The 18,137-nt window shown below is 64.7% G+C and carries 13 protein-coding genes; all 13 read right to left on the reverse strand.

Going from position 1 to position 18,137, the window contains the following annotated elements; genetic code table 11:
* Positions 1–50: 50 nt before the first annotated feature.
* Complete coding sequence (locus tag PQ467_RS04630) at positions 51–1,358, reverse strand: family 1 glycosylhydrolase (RefSeq protein ID WP_274175379.1); 1,308 nt, start codon at positions 1,356–1,358, stop codon at positions 51–53.
* Complete coding sequence (locus PQ467_RS04635) at positions 1,358–2,203, reverse strand: alpha/beta hydrolase (RefSeq protein WP_274175380.1); 846 nt, start codon at positions 2,201–2,203, stop codon at positions 1,358–1,360. The genes PQ467_RS04630 and PQ467_RS04635 overlap by 1 nt, the downstream gene beginning before the upstream one ends.
* A 61-nt stretch (positions 2,204–2,264) precedes the next feature.
* Complete coding sequence (locus PQ467_RS04640) at positions 2,265–4,562, reverse strand: TonB-dependent receptor (RefSeq protein ID WP_274175381.1); 2,298 nt, start codon at positions 4,560–4,562, stop codon at positions 2,265–2,267.
* Between the two features lie 58 nt (positions 4,563–4,620).
* Entirely contained in the window at positions 4,621–5,448 is an 828-nt protein-coding gene (locus PQ467_RS04645) for a fumarylacetoacetate hydrolase family protein (protein ID WP_274175382.1), read from the reverse strand.
* Between the two features lie 6 nt (positions 5,449–5,454).
* On the reverse strand, positions 5,455–6,375 hold the full coding sequence (locus tag PQ467_RS04650) for a VOC family protein (RefSeq protein ID WP_274176089.1): 921 nt from the start codon (positions 6,373–6,375) through the stop codon (positions 5,455–5,457).
* A 17-nt stretch (positions 6,376–6,392) separates the two neighbouring features.
* Entirely contained in the window at positions 6,393–6,800 is a 408-nt protein-coding gene (locus PQ467_RS04655; RefSeq protein WP_274175383.1) for a GlcG/HbpS family heme-binding protein, read from the reverse strand.
* The gene (locus PQ467_RS04660; protein ID WP_274175384.1) at positions 6,797–8,278 is read right to left on the reverse strand and encodes a bifunctional 3-(3-hydroxy-phenyl)propionate/3-hydroxycinnamic acid hydroxylase; all 1,482 of its coding nucleotides are present in this window, start codon (positions 8,276–8,278) and stop codon (positions 6,797–6,799) included. Before PQ467_RS04660 ends, PQ467_RS04655 begins: the two co-directional genes overlap by 4 nt.
* Before the next feature lie 6 nt (positions 8,279–8,284).
* On the reverse strand, positions 8,285–9,514 hold the full coding sequence (locus PQ467_RS04665; protein WP_274175385.1) for an amidohydrolase family protein: 1,230 nt from the start codon (positions 9,512–9,514) through the stop codon (positions 8,285–8,287).
* A gap of 93 nt (positions 9,515–9,607) precedes the next feature.
* Positions 9,608–10,504, reverse strand: coding sequence for a LysR family transcriptional regulator (locus PQ467_RS04670; protein ID WP_274175386.1), 897 nt, complete (start codon positions 10,502–10,504; stop codon positions 9,608–9,610).
* Between the two features lie 21 nt (positions 10,505–10,525).
* On the reverse strand, positions 10,526–10,987 hold the full coding sequence (locus PQ467_RS04675; protein ID WP_274175387.1) for a hypothetical protein: 462 nt from the start codon (positions 10,985–10,987) through the stop codon (positions 10,526–10,528).
* Complete coding sequence (locus tag PQ467_RS04680) at positions 10,984–14,382, reverse strand: glycosyl hydrolase (RefSeq protein WP_274175388.1); 3,399 nt, start codon at positions 14,380–14,382, stop codon at positions 10,984–10,986. Before PQ467_RS04680 ends, PQ467_RS04675 begins: the two co-directional genes overlap by 4 nt.
* Positions 14,383–14,517: 135 nt before the next feature.
* On the reverse strand, positions 14,518–15,810 hold the full coding sequence (gene rhaI / locus PQ467_RS04685; protein WP_274175389.1) for an L-rhamnose catabolism isomerase: 1,293 nt from the start codon (positions 15,808–15,810) through the stop codon (positions 14,518–14,520).
* A 23-nt stretch (positions 15,811–15,833) separates the two neighbouring features.
* Positions 15,834–17,927, reverse strand: coding sequence for a bifunctional rhamnulose-1-phosphate aldolase/short-chain dehydrogenase (locus PQ467_RS04690; RefSeq protein WP_274175390.1), 2,094 nt, complete (start codon positions 17,925–17,927; stop codon positions 15,834–15,836).
* Positions 17,928–18,137 lie beyond the last annotated feature (210 nt).

Genomic DNA, 18,137 nt, shown 5'->3' on the forward strand with positions numbered 1-18,137 from the left:
ACGGCCCCCCGACCTTGCGCGCCTCCCGCCATAATCCATCCCCCGATGGATCAGAGCGAGTTGGCCTTTGCCATTGCGCCCAGCACGCCTGCGCTCGGCTTGGCCTTGCGTGCGAAAGTGACCGGATCGACCGAGGCGAGGCCGAAGGCGCCATGGCCGATCCCTGCGCCCCATTCATAATTGTCCATCAGCGTCCAGTGGATATAGCCCAGCACCGGCACGCCGTCTGCCATCGCCTGACGCAGCGGCGGCAGCGCCTCGCGGATCAGGCGGACGCGCAGAGTGTCATCATCGGTGCCCACGCCATGCTCGGTGATGAGCACCGGCTTGCCCGTGGCGGCATGGGCATAGCGCGCCGCGCCCGCCAGTGAGGGCGGATAGACCTCGGCCCCCCGGAAATTGCGCATGGCGCCATCGGGCGCGGGCAGGCGGCCTTTGGGGCCCCACAGGATGCGCTCGTAATTCTGGATCGCGACGAAATCATCCTCGCGCGCCACTTCCAGCCAGTCGCCGTAGAGCTTTTGCCGCATGGCATCGCGCATGGAATCCTGGGTCGCGGCCTGATCGTCGGCCATGGCAAAGCTGAAGCCGACCGGCAGATCGGGGCGGATCGCCTTGATCGCCGCGCGGGCCAGACGGTGGCCCCGGATCATCCCGGTGGTAACGGCGGGCACATCCTCGGGCGGCACGGTGTTGGCCACCATAAAGCGCGGGACATTGGCCGCCCGCGCCGCAGCGGCCAGATTGGCGCGCAGCCCGTCGAGGAATTGCGGCGGCATCACCAAAGGCAGCAGGCGGGCCAGATTGGGCTCGTTGAGCGTCAGCGCCACCGCGATATTCGCGCCCATATGGCGCATCGCCCGGTCGCAGAACTTGGCAAAGAGTTCGGGCGCCTGCGCATGGGTCCAACCACCCATCGCGGCAAACCAGCGCGGGGTGGTGTAATGGTTGAACGTGACCACCGGGGCCAATCCGCGCGCTCGGCAACCATCGATGATCGCCTTGTAATGGTTGAGCATGGCCAGCGAGACCATGCCCGGCTCAGGCTCTATGCGCGCCCATTCCAGGCTGAAGCGATAGGCGTTGAGGCCAATGGATTGCGCCAGATCGAGATCCTCGCGCCACATTTCGAAACTGTTGATCGCATCGCCCGAAGGCGCGCCGGTGATCGTGGGCGTGACATTTTCCAGCAGCCACTGGTCCGAATTGGTGTTGTTGCCCTCGATCTGATGCCCGGCCGTGGCCGCGCCCCACAAAAAGCCCCTGGGGAAGGCGGGATCGAGCGGCTTTGGTTTGACCGCAAAGGCTGGCGTTGCGGCCAGCGCGGCGGTGCCAGCCAGCATCGAACGGCGATCCATTACAAAATATCCTCCAGGAATGCGGCGATTTCTTCCTCAAGGCGCGTGTCGGACGTGCCCAGATGCATCGCCATCGTGTAATGGTTGTGGCCCGGCAGCAGGATCGCGCGCGGCATGGCGCCATGCCGGGCCAAACGCGCCTGCATCAGGCCAAGGAATTCGGCCTGAAACCGCGCCGGGTCATATTGCGAGCAGGCCACCAGCAGCGGGATCTCGCTTTCCACCACAGCCGCAAGCGGTGACATCGCGGCATAATCGCCCGTCCCGTAATAACGCTCGTCCTTTGGATCGAGCGGGGTGCAGCCATACAGGCCTGAAAGCAGCACCGCGCCGCGCACCAGATCGCCATGATCGGTGCGCAGTTTCAAAAATCCGCTGACATGCACCGCGCCCGCTGAAGTGCCCATGACCACGATCCGGTCGGGATCGCCGCCATGTTCGGCCACCGTCGCACGCAGGAAATCAACCGCGGCGGCCACATCCTCGCTGCCCGCGGGCCAGAGGTGATCCGGGGCGAGGCGATAGTTCATCACGGCCCCGATCCAGCCGCGCTGCGCCGCCATGCGTCCAACGGCGGCGTTGGGCCAACTCGTGTCGCCCTTGTCGCCCATGACAAAGGCGCCGCCGTGGACAAAGAGCAGGACGGGCTTCAACGCTCCCTCTGCCGCGCCATACAGATCCAGCCTATGCCTTTCATGTGGCCCATAGGCCAGATCGCGCGCCGCCACCGGCACGGCGGCGGCCAGCGCTTCCTGCTCCGGCGCGAACAATTGGCGGCAAGCCTCCAGCACATCGGGGCCAAGGCCCTGACCCATGGCGGCGATGGATTGGCGGATGGATGTCATGGCAATTCCTCATGCAAGACGGGCGGCAGGGCATGATGTCCCGCCGCCCATACGCGTTCTATCAGAACTTGGCCGTGGCGTTGACGCCGATGGTGCGGCGCCCTTCGCGGGTCAGCCAGTTCACTTCGCCGCCCGGATCGGAGAAGGGCAGGTTGATCACCGAAGCCTGGAAGCGCTGATCGAGCAGGTTGCGCGCGAACAGGCCCACGCGCCACGCGCCATCGGCTGCGCCGATGCCGGTGTTCAGACCGATGGTGTAATAGCCTGGCTGGTTCGACAGGGCGTTGCCCACGTCATACTGCACCTTGCTGCGATAGTAGATGTTGCTTGACCAGTCGAAGGCCAGCTTGTCATTGATCGGCAGCTTGATGTCCGCGCCAAAGGTGAAGGAGACCTTGGGCGCGCCCGAGAGGGGCTGGCCGGCTGCCTGCAGCAGGCTGGTGCCGTTCTGCGAGAAGCAGCTGAGGCCAGCCATCAGCACGGCGGGGCAGGCAGTAACATAATCGGTGAACTTCGTGGCCGAATAGGTCAACCCGCCATTCAGGCTGAATTCCTTGCTGACGCGCCAGCGGGCGTCAAACTCGAAACCCTTGGCCTCAAACCCGCCCGCATTTTCGGTCAGGAATTCGGTGCCGTTGAACACGCTGGTCTGCAGGTTGGTGTATTTGTCAAAGAAGGCGCTGGCGTTGAAGGTCACGGCGCGGTTGAAGAGCTGCGACTTCAGACCGATGGTGATGTCGCGCACGGTCTGCGGGTTCACATTGGTGCGCGTGCCCGACAGGCCCGAAAACGCCACCGTCGGCCCCAGATAACCGCGCGCGATGGTGCCGAAGAACATCAGGTCACGGTCAACCTTGAACTCCGCGCCCGCCTTGCCGGACCAGCCGCCCTTCGAGGCGACGCCGGTCTTCAGCGGAACCGGGCTGTAGGGGGTGACAAAGATGCCATTGACCACCGTGCCGGGCGCATAGTTGGGATCAATGATCGACTGGAACGAGGCGTTTACCCAGTCATACTGATAACGGAAACCGCCCAGCAGCGAGAACCTGTCGGTGACGTGATACTTGCCGTCGATAAAGGCGGCCAGAGAGTCAGAGCGGGTCTGGGTGTTGGCCTGTCCCGACGAGATGTCGACATAAAAGGCGCTGAACGGATTGGCGGGCAGCAATTGCGCGCGGTTGTAATCGCCCGGATTGCCGGTTTTGCGGCGCGAACCATAGAAGCCGGTGGTAAATTCCAGCTTGCTGCCCGATGGGCTGGTCAGGCGGATTTCCTGGCTCAGGAACGACTGGTGCTGGGCGGTGGGCTGGGCCTGAAACACCGTCACGCTCGACCCGTCGATGCCGAATTGCGCGGCGCCCTGGATAAAGCCGCGATAGGCGGTGATCGAGGTCAGGTTCAGCGCGCCCAGCTTCTTGTTGATCTCGACGCTGGCGCCGTAATTGCGCTCGCTCGTCCAGCCGTCGGTGTTTTCCGCGCTTCGCGTGTTGTTAAAGCCCGGCGTGATGCCAAGCGCGGTCAGATTGCCGAAACGCGCCGCCATCAGCGGATTGGCAAAGCTGGGCAGGGCATTGATCGTCCAGAGCTGGCCGGGGCTGCGCGTGCTGGTGCGGCTGTAATCGCCGATGATATAGATGCTGAAATCGTCGGAGGGCTGATAGAAGAACTTGGCGCGGCCGCCAAAGCTGGCTTCATCGCCCCAATATTTCTTCAGCGTGGCGTTATAGAGATAGCCGTCGTTCTGGCGATAGAAGCCATAGAGGCCGATCGCCGAATTCTCGCTGGTGGGCAGGTTCAGCTGGGCGTTGGTGTTCACTTCGTTGAGCGAACCGTAGGAGGCGAAAACCTTGCCCGAAACGCTGTCGAACCGGGGCTTGGCGGTGGTGATGTTGACCACGCCCGAGGATGCGTTCTTGCCGAACTGGGTTCCTTGCGGACCCTTCAGCACTTCGACACGCTCCAGATCGCCAAGGCTGTTGACCGGGTTGCCGAAGGGGATGATCACATTGTCGACCACCGTGCCGACATTCTGTTCCGAGGCCGAGGAGAAGCCGCCCGCCGTGCCCACGCCGCGCAGGCGATAGCCGCTGTCAGAGGGCGAGGAGCCGACTTGCAGGCCGGAGAACTGATATTGCAGGTCGGACAGCTTCTGGAAACCGCCCGATGTGATCTGCTGTGCGCTCAGGGCCGAAACGGCCAGCGGCACGTCCTGCAGGCGCTCGGTGCGGCGCTGGGCGGTGACGACGATTTCGCCGGGAGCCGCGGACTGGGCCGCGGGCGCTTCCTCGGCCATGGACGGGGTGGCCGCGACCAGGCCGATCATGGCGGCCCCGCACAGCAGGTGGTGGATCTTGTGCATGATGTTCTCCCTAACGGGCCCGGCGGGATGCTTGTCCCGCCGGTGCCGGAATTGGTGTTCAGATTTCGTCGATGACCGGGTTGGTCAGCGTGCCGATGACGCCGACCGAGATTTCCACCACGTCGCCCGCCTTCATGTAGAGCGGCGGCTTGCGCTTATCACCCACCCCGCCCGGCGTACCGGTGGCGATGACATCGCCGGGGTTAAGGTCGGTAAAGGTCGAGCAATAGGCGATGACCTTGGGGATATCCCAGATCATGTCGCTGATCGGCTGATCCTGTACCAATTCGCCGTTCAGACGCGTCTGCACACGCTGGGCACCAAGGTCCGCGATCTCGTCGGGGGTGACGAGAGCAGGGCCGAATCCGCCGGTGCCGGGCCATGTCTTGCCCGGGGTGAACTGGATATTGTGGCGCTGCCAATCGCGAACAGAGCCATCGTTGAAGGGGGCATAGCCTGCGATGTGATCCCAAGCATCTTCGGGCGCGATGCGGCGGCCCTTCTTGCCGATGACGATGGCCAGCTCGCCTTCATAATCGAAACGCTCGCTTTCGGGCGGGCGAACCATGGGCTCACCCTGCGCGATCAGGCTGTCGGCATAGCGGGTGAAGATCGCGGGATGCTCTTTCTGCTCGCGCCCCGTTTCGGCCACGTGGGTGGCGTAATTGAGGCCAACGCAGAGGATCTTGTCCGGATCGGGGATCACCGGCAGCAAACGCACCGCGTCCAGCGCGAAAGCCTCGCCATCGGCCAGCGAGGCAAGAGCGCCCGCCGCAATCGCGGCCTTCAGACTGGCATGGGCGCCGCCCAGATCGAACACGGTTTGCCCATCAAGGCGGCCAAAGCTGGCCTTGCCGTCGGGGCGGGTGAAAGACACATAACGCATGGGGGATTATGCTCCTGAAAATTCGGTGATGGGCGCCGGTTGCCATTCGCGGCGGAAACGGAACGCTTCCTCGGCCACGCGAAGTCCGGCAAAATCCTTGTCCGACACGCCCCACTGGTCGATGCGCTTGTCGGGCCAGGTCCAGTCATCGGGCTCGCCGGTGCGGTAATCGGGGGCGACCTTTTCCACCGGGGTGGAATATTCGATCACCGGACCAAACGGCGCGATGTAATAGGCATAGACATTGTCGCCCGGCCCATGGCGGCCCGGACCCCATGCCGTGGCAAAGCCATGATCGCGCATATTGCCGATGCCGCGCATGACCGCGTCGAGGTCTTCCATCTCAAAGGCGACATGGTTGAGCGAGGAGAAACCGGCGCGGGCAAAGGCGGTCGAATGATGCGCCTCGTTGCAGCGGACAAAGACCATGCCGCGCGTGCGGTCGGAAACGCGGAAGCCGAGGACTTCCTCGACAATGTCGCCGCTGGCCTCGGCATCGACGGAATTGAACACGACATGGGTGAGCTTGACCGGCATCACGCGGCGGCTGGCCTTGGAATGGCCTTCGATGGGCGCGACTTCGGTTGCGTCCACCAGAAAACGCAGCAATTCACCCTCGGCCAGCTCGACCACGATGCCATGGCCGCCGCCCGGATCGCTGCTGACGCAAGGGGCTGCGTTGAGGCCGCGCGCGGTCGCCGCCTGCGCCACTTGCGCCAAACGCTCCGCCGAGCAGACGAAAGTGGTCGAGCGCACGAAGTTGTCGGCGCTTTCCGAAATGGCCATCAGATAGGGATAGGTGCCCGATCCGCGCAGATAGAACGTATCATCGATCCGCCCGCCATCGGCGCAGCCCCAGATGTCGATCATCCACTGATGCGCCTGCGCCGCCTTGGGCAGGGCCAGTTCGATGCTGCGAAGTTTCATCATCGCGAGAATTCCTTTCAAAAACCGGCGGCCGTGATGCCTGCGATCGCGCATTCGGCATCCATCTCGCCCGTATCGCCCGACACGCCCACGGCGCCCACGACCACGCCATCGGCGCGCACCAGCACGCCGCCCGGCGAAAACACCAGATCGCCGCCCACCGTAGTGACGACCCCGCCGAAGAAGGTCGGATTGCCCTTGGCCCTTTCGGCCAGAACGCCCGTGTCCGCGCCCATGCCCAGCGCGCCATAGGCCTTGGCGCGGGCAATATCGGCGCGGAAGAAGGTCGCCCCATCCTCGCGCGCCATGGCGACCGGGTGGCCGCCCGCGTCCAAAACGACCATCGCCAGAGGCTTGGCCGATTGGGCGCGCGCATGGGCAAACCCGGCGGAAAGGATGGTTTGGGCCTGAGCCAGCGTAATCATGCAGCAGTCTCCAGCGAGAGGCCCATTTGCGCGGCATGGGCTTTGCGTAATTCTTCGGCGCTGCCCGTGCCGAAGACATAGTGGTCGGGGCGGACCATTACCGCCTGCGCGCCCCGTGCCGCCAGCCATGCCGACACCGCGCCGCCATCGGGCAGAGCCGCCGCATCGGCCAGCGTGAACAGGCGCCAGCCACCGCCGGTCAGATCATCGAGCTTGCGCCCATCGGTCAGCACCGGCTGGATGAAGCGTTCGCCCGCGCCCGCGCTTCCGCGATGGATGATGCCGGTCGAAATCGCCGGGATCAGGTCATGGGCGGTTTCTCGGCTGCCCTTCTGCGCCTGCGCCCGGGCGATCATCTCGGCATCGCGCGCGGCGGCCTTGGCGGGGTCCAGCTCGCAGATATAGCGCCCCGCGGCCACCGCCGCCCCGATCACGCCGCGCACATGCGGGTCGCGCTCGGGCTGATAGGTGCACAGGATTTCGGGCGAGGCGTGATCCTTGATGATCGCCGCCATTTTCCACGAGAGATTGGCCACATCGCGGCACCCATGGCACATACCCTGACCAAAGAAGGGCGGGGTCTGGTGCGCGGCATCGCCGGCAAGAAACACATTCCCCTCCTGCCAGCTTTCCGCGACGAGGCCGTGGAAGCGATAGGTGGCCGAGCGCACGATCTTGTGCGGCACATCGCCGATATAAGGGGCCAGCAATTCGGCCACCTTTTCGGGCGCCATCATCGCGGCATCGTCCTCGTGCGGAAGCAGCATCAGTTCCCAGCGGCGATGGTTGCCGCGCCCGGGAACCACCGTGGCGGGCCGCCGGGGATCGCACATCATCACCGAGAGGCGCTGCAGATCGGCCTGTTCCGGCACGCCCGCAATGGCGGGGAAGCGCACCGGCCCATCGACCTCGGCATCGACCACCAGCCATGGTTCCTCGAAATCCAGATCGTCGAGTTTGATCCCCAGCGCCTTGCGCACCGGGCTGCGCGAACCGTCGCAGGCGATCGCCCAGCGGGCCGCGACCTGATGCTGCGCGCCGTCCTGAACATAGGTGATGCGCACCGGGCCGTCGGATTGATCGAGCGCCGTGAATTCCGCGCCCTTGCGGAAATCCACATTGGCCATGTCGGCAAAACCGGCGCGCAGATGCTCTTCCAGCTCGGGCTGGTAAAAGAACCAGTCATTCGACCAGCCGAAGGGGCGCGGCATCCCCACCGTGCCCATATAACGGATCGCCTGACCCGAGGCGCCGACATGGAGATGCCCATCGGTATCCACCATATCAGGCAGCACGCGGTCGAGCACGCCCGCCGATTGGAACAGGCGCATCATCTCGTGGTCGAGATGCACCGCGCGCGGCAGGGGATAGTGGGTGAGTTCCTTTTCCAGAACCACCACATTGAGCCCCTCGCGGCCGAGCAGGTTCGCAGCCAGCGCGCCGACAGGCCCGCAGCCGATAATCGCAACATCGAACATGGTTTTTTACGCCGTTACTGTTTCCAGAGGGGCCTTGTGAAAGGCGCCGCCCTTCATGATTGCTTTCAGATTGTCCTTGCCCTGAAGGATCGAGACATCCTGCGTCGGATCGCCATCGACCAGCAGCAGGTCGGCCAGATAGCCTTGCGCAATCCGGCCCACGTCGATCCCCATCAACTCGCCGCCCAGCGAGGTGGCGGCGGCCAGCGCCTCAACCGGGCTGTAGCCGAAGTAATCGACGAAATGCTGAAGGTCGCGCGCGTTGCGGCCATTGGGGTTGAAGGGGAAACCATAGTCCCCGCCGATCAGGATGCGCATGCCCATGGCTTTGAGGGCAGGCACCAGCTTGCCTTCCAGCTCCATGCGTTCCGCCGCGCTGTGCTTCATGTGGCTCATGTCGATATGGGGCGGAGGGCTGGCTTCGAGCGCGGCCACGGACACGCCGCAGCCGGGGCCATAGAACACCTCGTCCTTGTGCGCGGCCAGCTTTTCAGCCGTGCGTTCGCCAATATAGCTGGCGTGATAGATGATGCGGGCGCCCGCGCGCAGGGCCAGATCGACCGCCTCGTCCGTATAGGCATGGGTGGCGATCCAGAGGCCATATTCTTTGGCCGCCTCACGCGCCGCGTCCATTTCCTCGACCGTATAGAGCAGGTCGTTGTGGCTGTTCGGTTTGAGCGCGCTCTCGCCAGAAATCACCAGCTTGACCGAGCCGAGGCCTTGATCGGCGCAATATTTCATGAAGGCGCGCATGGCCTCCGGCCCGCGACCGTTGAACACGTCGCCCGTGTCCACGCCCTCGGCGCCCTCGGGGCTGCGTTCCAGCGTGGAGGGGATCAGGCGGGGGCCGGGCGTTTCACCGGCGTTGATTTTCGCTGCAAGGCGCACCTCGATCCCGTCGCCCAGCGCGCCTGCGGAATAGGCGCTGGTAAACCCATGGTCGAGCAGCACGCGGGCATTGCGCGTGGCGGCCACTTCCAGCTCTTCGGGCGGCAGGATGAAGGCGTGATAGATCTTTTCGACCGACGAGGCCCAGGTCAGATGGGCATGCGCCTCGACCATGCCGGGCATCAGCGTGCCGCCCTGACCATCGATGATGGTCGCGCCGGGTGCCTCGATCGTTTCGGGGTCATAGGCGACCCTGGCGATCCGCTCTCCCTCGATCAGGACCTGTCCCGCGCGCGAAGCGTTGGGCGTCCCGTCGAAAATGCGAATATTGGTAAAGAGCGTGGTCACGCCCGACTCTCCCTATCACGATTGTGTGCTTGGAGTCTTTTTGCCAGAGCCATTGCATCAGGTAAAATATGCAATTTTGGCATAGCCATAGTTTCAGCCTATGGAATCGCCCTCAAGCTCTCGAACCAACGCACCCGCCAAGGGCGACATGCCGCGCTGTTTCAACCATCGCACGCCCACGCTGCGCTCAAACGCGGCCTCGGCAATCGGCAGCGCGCGCAGCACGCCCATCGACAGTTCGCTGGCCGCCACGCGCATGGGCAGGATCGTCACGCGGCGGCAATCGCGCACCAGCGCCTTGGTGGTCAGAAGCGAATCGCAACGGATCGCATCGCGCGGCACCGGCACCCCGGCGGCGGCAAACAGCGCATCGACCTGACGCCGGAATGCGCCCTGCGCCTCGGGCAGGACCCAGCGCAGCCGGTCGGCCTGTTTCAGCGAAAAGGGGCTGGGCCAATCGCCGCCCTCCGGCCCGACGATCAGCGCAAAGGGATCGCGCGCCAGCGTGCGTTCGGCAATATCCTCGTCCGGCTCCTCCATCGCGGTGGTGACAAAGGCCAGTTCGATATCGCCTTCGCGCAGCATGGCGGTCAATTCGCGGTCGGCGCGCTCCAGCACGCTCAGCGTGATCTGCGAGAGGCTGTCCTCAAAACGCGCCATGGCGGCGGGCAGCAGGCTGACCAGCGCGCCGGGCGTGCCGCCGATGCGCAAGGGACCGGAAAGGCCCTCGGCTGCCGCGCTCACCTCGGCCTGCGCATCGCGCAGCAGGTGTTCGAGCATTTGCGCGCGCGCCTGCAAGGCATGGCCCGCCGCCGTCAGCACGATGCCCGCGCGGGTGCGCTCAAACAGCACCGCGCCCAGCCGCGCCTCGAGCAAGGCGATCGCGCTGGACACCGAGGGTTGGGAAATGTTGAGCGCGCGCGCCGCCCCCGTGATCGAGCCCGCGCGGCAGACTTCGTGAAAGGTGCGAAGGGCGCGCGGATCGATCATGCGGGTAATTCTAGCGCAGGATCAGCCCCGCGCCAATGCCGCCCGCAGGCCCGCAGGCGTGACGAGAGCGGCCAGCACCACCGCCCAGACCAGCTTGGCCGCCAGCGCGAGCCCCCAAGGCAATTGCTCCAGCCCCAGCGCGAAAAGCAGGCCGCCAGAGATCGCCACCCCGGCCCCCGCGCCGCACACCGCCATCAGCAGCGAGCGGACAAGCAGGCCCGAGGGCAAAGGCGAGGGCGCATCAACCGCCGCCACCCGCCCGCTGCGCAGCGCCTTGCCCGCCAGCGCGCCTGGGACCAACGAAGCCATCAGCCCGATCATAAAACCCTGCGGCACAAAATCGAACACATAGGCCCCGACGCCCCACACCGGCACCGCCGCCCCGCCGCGCCCAAAGGCGGCAAGGAAGAAGCCCAGCGTGAGCATCGTGTTGATCACGATGCTCACGCCGGTTTCGCGGCGGATATAGGCCGCTGAGTTCATTTCGCCTGCCCTTCGATCAACACCGGACCGATCAGGCCCGAGGCGCGCAGCGGCGCATCAGCGCGATAGGTGGGCATGGTGGTAAAGGTCACAGGCTTGGCTCCCGGCTGCTTGTCGCCGATCAGGCGGTTGATCCACAGGTTCGCCACGCGAACCTCGATGTGGTTCTTGCCCGCCTTTACCGCGCCCGACAAGTCCACCCGATAGGGCGCGTGCCAGACCATGCCGACATCCTTGCCATTGACGCTGACCTGCGCCACCTCGCGCAGATCGCCAAGGTTGAGCCAGAGCGGTTGGCCCGCCTTCCACCCCTTGGGCGCGGCAAAATCCTTGGCATAGGTGGCCACGCCCGAGAAATGGGCAATCCCGGCATCGGCGTTTTCATTCAAGGGCTTGAGCACCGGCAGCACCGCGCTGGCCGGAGCGCCGCGCCCCGGCTGGAACGCGACATTCCACGCGCCCTCCAGCGTGAACAGCGGCGAGGGCACCAGCTTCTTGATCATCATGCCATCGGCAGGCGCGGGCTTGCGGAACACGACATGCACCGATTCCTCCCCCGCCAGCGACATGGCGATCACCGTCTCGCCATTGACGATGCGATAGCTGACCGGCTCGAACGTGCCGGTTTCGGCGTGCCACAATTCGGGCGCCTTGCCGGTGACGCGGAAATGGGCCTCGAAACTCTCGTCGCGTTCCTTGCGGTTCACAAGGAAGTAGCTGTCGCCCGAATCCCAGCGCCGGTGGAGGAAGGGCACCTCGGCATCCGCCGCCGCGCCGACCATGCGGAAATCGGAACCGACGCCCGCCTTGGTCAATGCCGCTTCGACATCGCCACTGGCGATCACGCGGCCCTTGCCCACATTGGCCTCGCCGCCCGCAGGCCACAGGCGCGCCACCAGCGCCTTGTAATCGGCGCTGTCCTTGTCCGAAAGGCTGGGCGTGCCCTCGGGCGCCAGACCGATGATCGTCGCGCCCCCTTCGGCCAGAGCGGCGATCCGGTGCAGCGCCGCCAGAGTCATCCGCCGCGACGACCCGCCCAGATACAGCGCCCGGTAACGCGCCCCACCCTTGGAGACGATCTCGGCCCCGTCATTGCGCAAGGCGCCCACCAGAGCGTCGAAATTGACGAAGTCATAGGCATGGGTGCTGGGCGCATCCGCCACGCGCTTGTCGCCATAGAGGCCCGTCAGCGGGGCTTCCTCGCCATAGAAATAGCCGACATCGGCCACATTGCGCCCGTTTTGCAGCATCAGCGAATTGCGCGAGAGGTAATCGACCCATGTTTTCGCCAGCGGCGCCCATGCCTCGTGCCGGTTGAAGAACTGGCCAAAGATCAGCAGCGAGAGGCCGGGCACCTTGTCATCGACCGGCTGGTGGACGCTGGTGTGGACCACGGGGCGGTTGACGCCCGTGACAAATTCGGTGTCGATTACGTGCTTGAGCGTGCGCGGACTATCGGCCCAATAGTTGAGCGCCGAGGTCATGCTCTCGGCCGCCACCAGATTTTGCCCATAGATATGCGCGACGCTGGCCGCGCCCTTCATATCGGCCAGATAGGAGGGGTTGGGCCCGTCCTTTTGCGTGAAGGTCCAAAGCGCGGCCATCGGAATATCGGCATGGGTGCGCATCGACATATCGTCGCCCAGGCTGGGGCGGTGATCCTCCAGCGCCTCGCCATAGACCTTCAGGCCCGCCGCATGGGCCTTGGCCGCCACAGTGCCGTAATGCTCGGAGGCCATCAGATCGGCCAGCGTGCGGCGCCAGTCATAGAGGAACCTGTCGCTCTCCTCGCGGCTGCCCACCAGCGCGCCCGTCAGCGCGGGCAGGAAAGGCGTTGCGTCATAGCCGCGCAAGGACTTGAACCGGGCCAGCATCTTGGGCGTCCAGTTGGCCGCGCCCACCTCGATGGAATCGGTCAGGATCGCGCGCACGCCATGCGCGCCCATCATGTCGGCCCCGGCGGCATCGCGATACATGCCAAGGTAATGGTCCATATAGCGGCCCACCGCATCGCCATCGAACTTGTCCACCTCAAGGCCGGTGGCCTCGGGCGGGGCGGGGTGGTTGGTGGTGCCCAGCAGCGAGGAGCCGAGGCGGATGATCCGCCATTGCTGACCCTTGGGCAGGGCGGGGGCCTTCCATTCCAGTGAACCGTCGGCCTGCATCAGCGCGGACAGATCGACCACCTGCGAGGCGGCCGCGCCCATCGCGCCATCGGCCGGATTGGCCAGCGCATAATAATCATGCGCCAGCGCAAAGCCCGCCTTGGTTTCGGCCTGATCCACCTTTGCCTCGGACGAAAGGCGGAACTGGCCCAATTGCCAGGGCTTGTCGCCTCCGCCCAGCATGGCGAACAGGCCGGGGATTTCCACGCCCGGCGCGGGCGCGCCCATATTGGACGAAGAAGATGTCAGCGGATGGAGCACAAGGCGAAAGAATTTGGCCGAGACCGGCGCAAAGCTGACCGTGCTGGGCACATCGGCGACGGTGAAATGGGCGATTTCGCGCCAGCTCCGGCCATCGTCGCTCGCCTCCAGCACGGGATCGACGGTGGCGCCGCGAAACATCACTTTGGCGCCGGGCACAAAGACTGTGGCGCTGCGCATCGTCTGGGGCGCGTCATAGGCATAGACGATGCTGCCCGGCGCATCCGGCCTGCCGCGCGGAACCGCAACACCGGCAAGATCACCGCCGAAAAGCGCGGCGGCATCGACCGGCTTGCCCTCAATGCTGGCCTTGGGCGCGGGCGCCGATGCGGTCGCCACCGGCATGGCCAGCACGGCGACATCGCCATAATAGGCGGGCACGGGTTCGGGCTTGTGGCCGCTGGCGATGTCGTCAAAGGCGGGCTGCTTGGCAATGCCCTGAAACGGGCCGGTGACCGAGGGCGGGGCGGGAATGCGGCTCTTGAAAAGTTTGCCCGGCGCGGCGGTGGTCTCGCTCCACACCAGTTTCTTTAGCCCGTCTTCGGGCTTGACCCATGGCCCGCCCGTCTCGCTCCAGCCGGGCGAGGCGGCGATGGCCAGTTCCAGCCCCTGACGCTCGGCCTCCTGCGCGGCAAAGCGGAAGGCGTCCTTCCACTCCGGGGTCATGTAGGCGAGGCGTTTGTCCACAACCTGCGGCGTGTTGAGATTGACGTCGAAGTTTTGCAGGCCGCCGATGCCCACCGCCTTCATCCACGCCATGTCCTTGGCGATGCCGTCCTTGGTGATGTTGCCGTTCATCCAATGCCACCACACGCGCGGGCGGGCCTCGGAGGGCGGATCGCGGAACTGGGTTTCAAGATCAGGCGCGGTTTGCGCATGAACGGGCTCTGCAACTACAGGCAGGGCAATCGGCGCGCAGGCGGCGATCAGCGCAAGACGGAGCGCGCGGACAAAAGGCTTGGTGGCCATGATTTTACATCTCCCCCGAGAAGTGGTCTGATAATGAGGCAGGGTTTTGTAGTTCAAGCAAAAACGCCCGCGGCCGTCTCTCTGGGGGAGACAGTCCACGGGCGCTGCATTCAGGTCAATCGCAAAAAGCGCGGATCATACGATCCCGGCGCCAAGGCCCACGGGCTTGCGCTCCTGCGCCTTGCGCGCGCGGTATCCGCTCGCGCGATAGGCGGCAAGAACGTCAATCGCGCCGCCCGCCTCCACGCGGGCCATGGCCAGGATCGGGGCCACATCGACATTATAGGCGCGGCGCAGGGCCTGGAACGCCATCATCGTGTCATTGGCTTCCTGTGCGCCATGCAGCGCGGCGCGGTCCACCAGCGACGCCTTGGCAAAGCAGGCGGCAATCGCTTCGGCGGAGGACAGCATGGATTCGATCGGATCGGTCACATTATGCGACTGGTCGATCATATAGGACGGGTTGAAACCATCGCGCGGATTGGCTTCGGCCTCGGCCAGCTCGTTGAACACGAGGAACAACTGGTGCGGGTTGATCGAGCCGCTGTCCAGATCGTCGTCGCCATACTTGCTGTCGTTGAAGTGGAAACCGCCCAGCTTGCCAAAGCGATGGAGGCGGGCCACGATCTGTTCAATGTTGACGTTGGGCGCGTGGTGGCCAAGGTCAACGAGGCACTTGCAACGCTCGCCAATCGTCTGGGCGGCGAGGATCGAGCTGCCCCAGTCGGAAATGACGGTCGAATAGAAGGCCGGTTCAAACATCTTGTGTTCAAGCAGCATCCGCCAGTCGCCGGGCAGCGCGGCGTAGATCTGCGATGCGGCATCGAGGTAACGGTCGAGGCTGCGGGCGAAATCCTGCTGGCCCGGAAAATTGGTGCCGTCGCCGACCCAGACGGTCAGGTCCTTGCTGCCAAGCTGCTGGCCGATTTCGATGCATTCGATGTTATGCTCGACGGCCTGCTGGCGCGCACCGGCATCCTGCGAGGAAAGCGAGCCATTGGCATAGGTGTGCGCCTGACCCACCTGATCCTGAAACGTGTTGCTGTTCACCGCGTCCCAGCCTAGGCCGAGCTGCAAGGCTTCCTCGCGCAGGGCCTTGTAGTCGGCAACCTTGTCCCACGGGAAATGCGGCGAGACGCGCGGCGTCACCGTGGAAAGCTGGTTGATGACCGAGCAGTCCTCCAGCTTTTCGTGGATATTGGTCGGCTCGCCCGGAATGGGGAATTTGGCGAAACGCGTGCCCCCGCGGCCCGCGCCCCAAGAAGGGACGGCCACCGAGAAACCGGCCACGCGACGCTTGATCGCGTCAATATCGATCCCGGTGCGCGCCAGCTTGCGGCCCAGCGCTTCGTAATCCTCATGCAGGGCCTCAAGCCCCTTGGCGTTATGTTCCGCGATCAGATCGGCGGAAATCGGCAGATTGCTCATGATATCCTCTCCCAAACCTGAACTTAGCGCGTGAAGGCCTGAACGTTGCCCGCGTCCACATTGATCATGTTGCCGGTCGACTTTGCCGAGGCATCGCTGCCAAGGAAATAGGCCGCTTCGGCAATGTCCTCGGGCAGCACGTCGCGCTTGAGCATCGAACGGTTGCGGTAATGGGCTTCGAGTTCCTCGCCCGCGTCAATCTTGTTCGAGGCGGCGCGCTCCTTGCGCCAGTCGCCGTCCCAGATTTTGCTGCCCTTGATGACGGCATCGGGATTGACGATGTTGACGCGGATGCCTTCGCCCGCGCCTTCCAGCGCCAGACAGCGGCCAAGGTGGTTGGCAGCCGCCTTGGCGCTGGCATAGGCGCTGGCGCCAGCAGCGGCGGCCACGGCATTCTTCGAACCGATGAACACGAGGCTGGTGCCGCCCAGATCCTTGTTGCGCTTCATCAAGCCCCAGGCGTGCTTGGCGGTCAGGAAATAGCCCTGCGCCAGCACGTCAAAGTTGCGGTCCCACAGTTCCACCGTGGTCTGTTCGATCGGCGCCGAAGAGGCAATGCCCGCATTGGCGACCACCACGTCCAGACCGCCGAATTCGCGCGCGGCGGTGTCGAAGGCGGCCTTGACCTGCGCCTCGTCGGTGACATCGCAGGTGACGGCGCGGACAACGTCCTTGCCGTATTGCTTGGCGAAACCGGCGCGGACTTCCTCGACGGCATTGGCGTCACGGTCGGCCAGCACCACGCAGGCGCCTTCCTTGAGGAAGCGGGCAGCGGTCGCCGCACCGATGCCGCCAGCGCCGCCGGTGACAAAGGCCACGCGGCCAACCTGCGGCTTGGGGGCGGGCATACGCTGCAGCTTGGCTTCTTCGAGCAGCCAGTATTCGATGTCGAAGGCTTCCTGCTCGTCCAGCGCGATATAGTCACCGATGGCCTCGGCCCCGCGCATCACGTTGATGGCATTGCCGTAAAATTCTCCGGCCAGACGCGCGGTGGTCTTGTCGGTGGCAAAGGTGATGCGGCCAACGCCGGGCACCAGCACCACCACCGGGTTGGGGTCGCGCATGGCGGGGCTGTTGGCGCGCTTGCAGCGCTCGTAATAGGCGGCGTAGAAATCGCGATAGGCGCTGATCTTTTCGGCCAGATAGGCGTCATCCTGCAGGCGGGCGGGATCGAGCGTCAGCGGCGCGATCTTGGTGCGCAGGAAGTGGTCGGGGCAGGAGGTGCCAAGCGCGGCCAGCTCTTCGAACTTGGCGCTGCCCACGAATTCGAGCGCTTCGGCATCGTCCGAATAATGGCCCAGCTTGCGGCGCGAACCCGTCATAAAGCCGCGCAGGCGGGGCATCAGGTCGGCGGCAATCGCGGCGCGATCAGGGTTTGGGGCGACCACCTGACCACCAAAGGCAGGCTTGCCAGCCATCTTGGCGTTCAGATACTTGGCGGCGTCCGCAATCAGGCTGACGGTGTGCTCATAGCATTCCTTGGCGCTGTCGGCCCAGCAGATGATGCCGTGGCTGGCCATCATCACGCCCTGAACGCCCGGATTGGCGCGCTGATAATCGCGCAGCATCGTGCCCAGCGTATAGCCGGGACGCTTCCACGGCAGCCAACCGATCTTGCCGCCCCAGATTTCCTTGGCCGCCGCTTCACCGCCGCTCGACGCGGCCAGCGCGATGATTGCATCGGGGTGAACGTGATCGACATGGGCAAAGGGCAGCAGCGAGTGCAGCGGCGTGTCAATCGAGGCCGCGCGCCCGTTCAGGTTGAACGTGCAATGGGGCAGATAGCCGACCATCTTGTCGTCATCTTCCGGGCCGGTGTAATGCGCCTCAAGGCCCAGCAGCTTGTCCTGATAAAGCGTGGCAAAGCCGTCGAGCTTCATCGAGCCGATGTCGCCGCCCGAACCCTTGACCCACAACACTTCGACCGTTTCACCGGTGAGAGGATCGGTGCCAGCCAATTTGGCCGAAGTGTTGCCGCCGCCAAAGTTGGTCACCGTCAGATCGCTGCCCAGCAGGTTGGAGCGATAGAGCAGCAGTTCCTCGGGGGACAGGGTGGCGGCGTGGGCGTCGTCCCAGCGGCTGGTGGGGACGGCAAAAGGAATCGCGGAGTTTGTCACGCAGATATGCTCCCATGGGGGTCTGTTTGATCGGCCTCCTAACGAATCTGCTTCCCTTTGGCAATCAGATTCGATATTCAACAATCATAAACGATCAATCAAACGATCAATTTCGCACATGCAGCATGATTTCGCGCTTGCGGCGCGGACGGGAATAGGGCGCTATCGGGCGCAAGGGAGAGCGTTCTGACACAGGTTTGCGAGCATAAG

The sequence above is a fragment of the Novosphingobium sp. KACC 22771 genome, assembly GCF_028736195.1.
In the GTDB taxonomy this organism is placed as follows: Bacteria; Pseudomonadota; Alphaproteobacteria; order Sphingomonadales; family Sphingomonadaceae; genus Novosphingobium.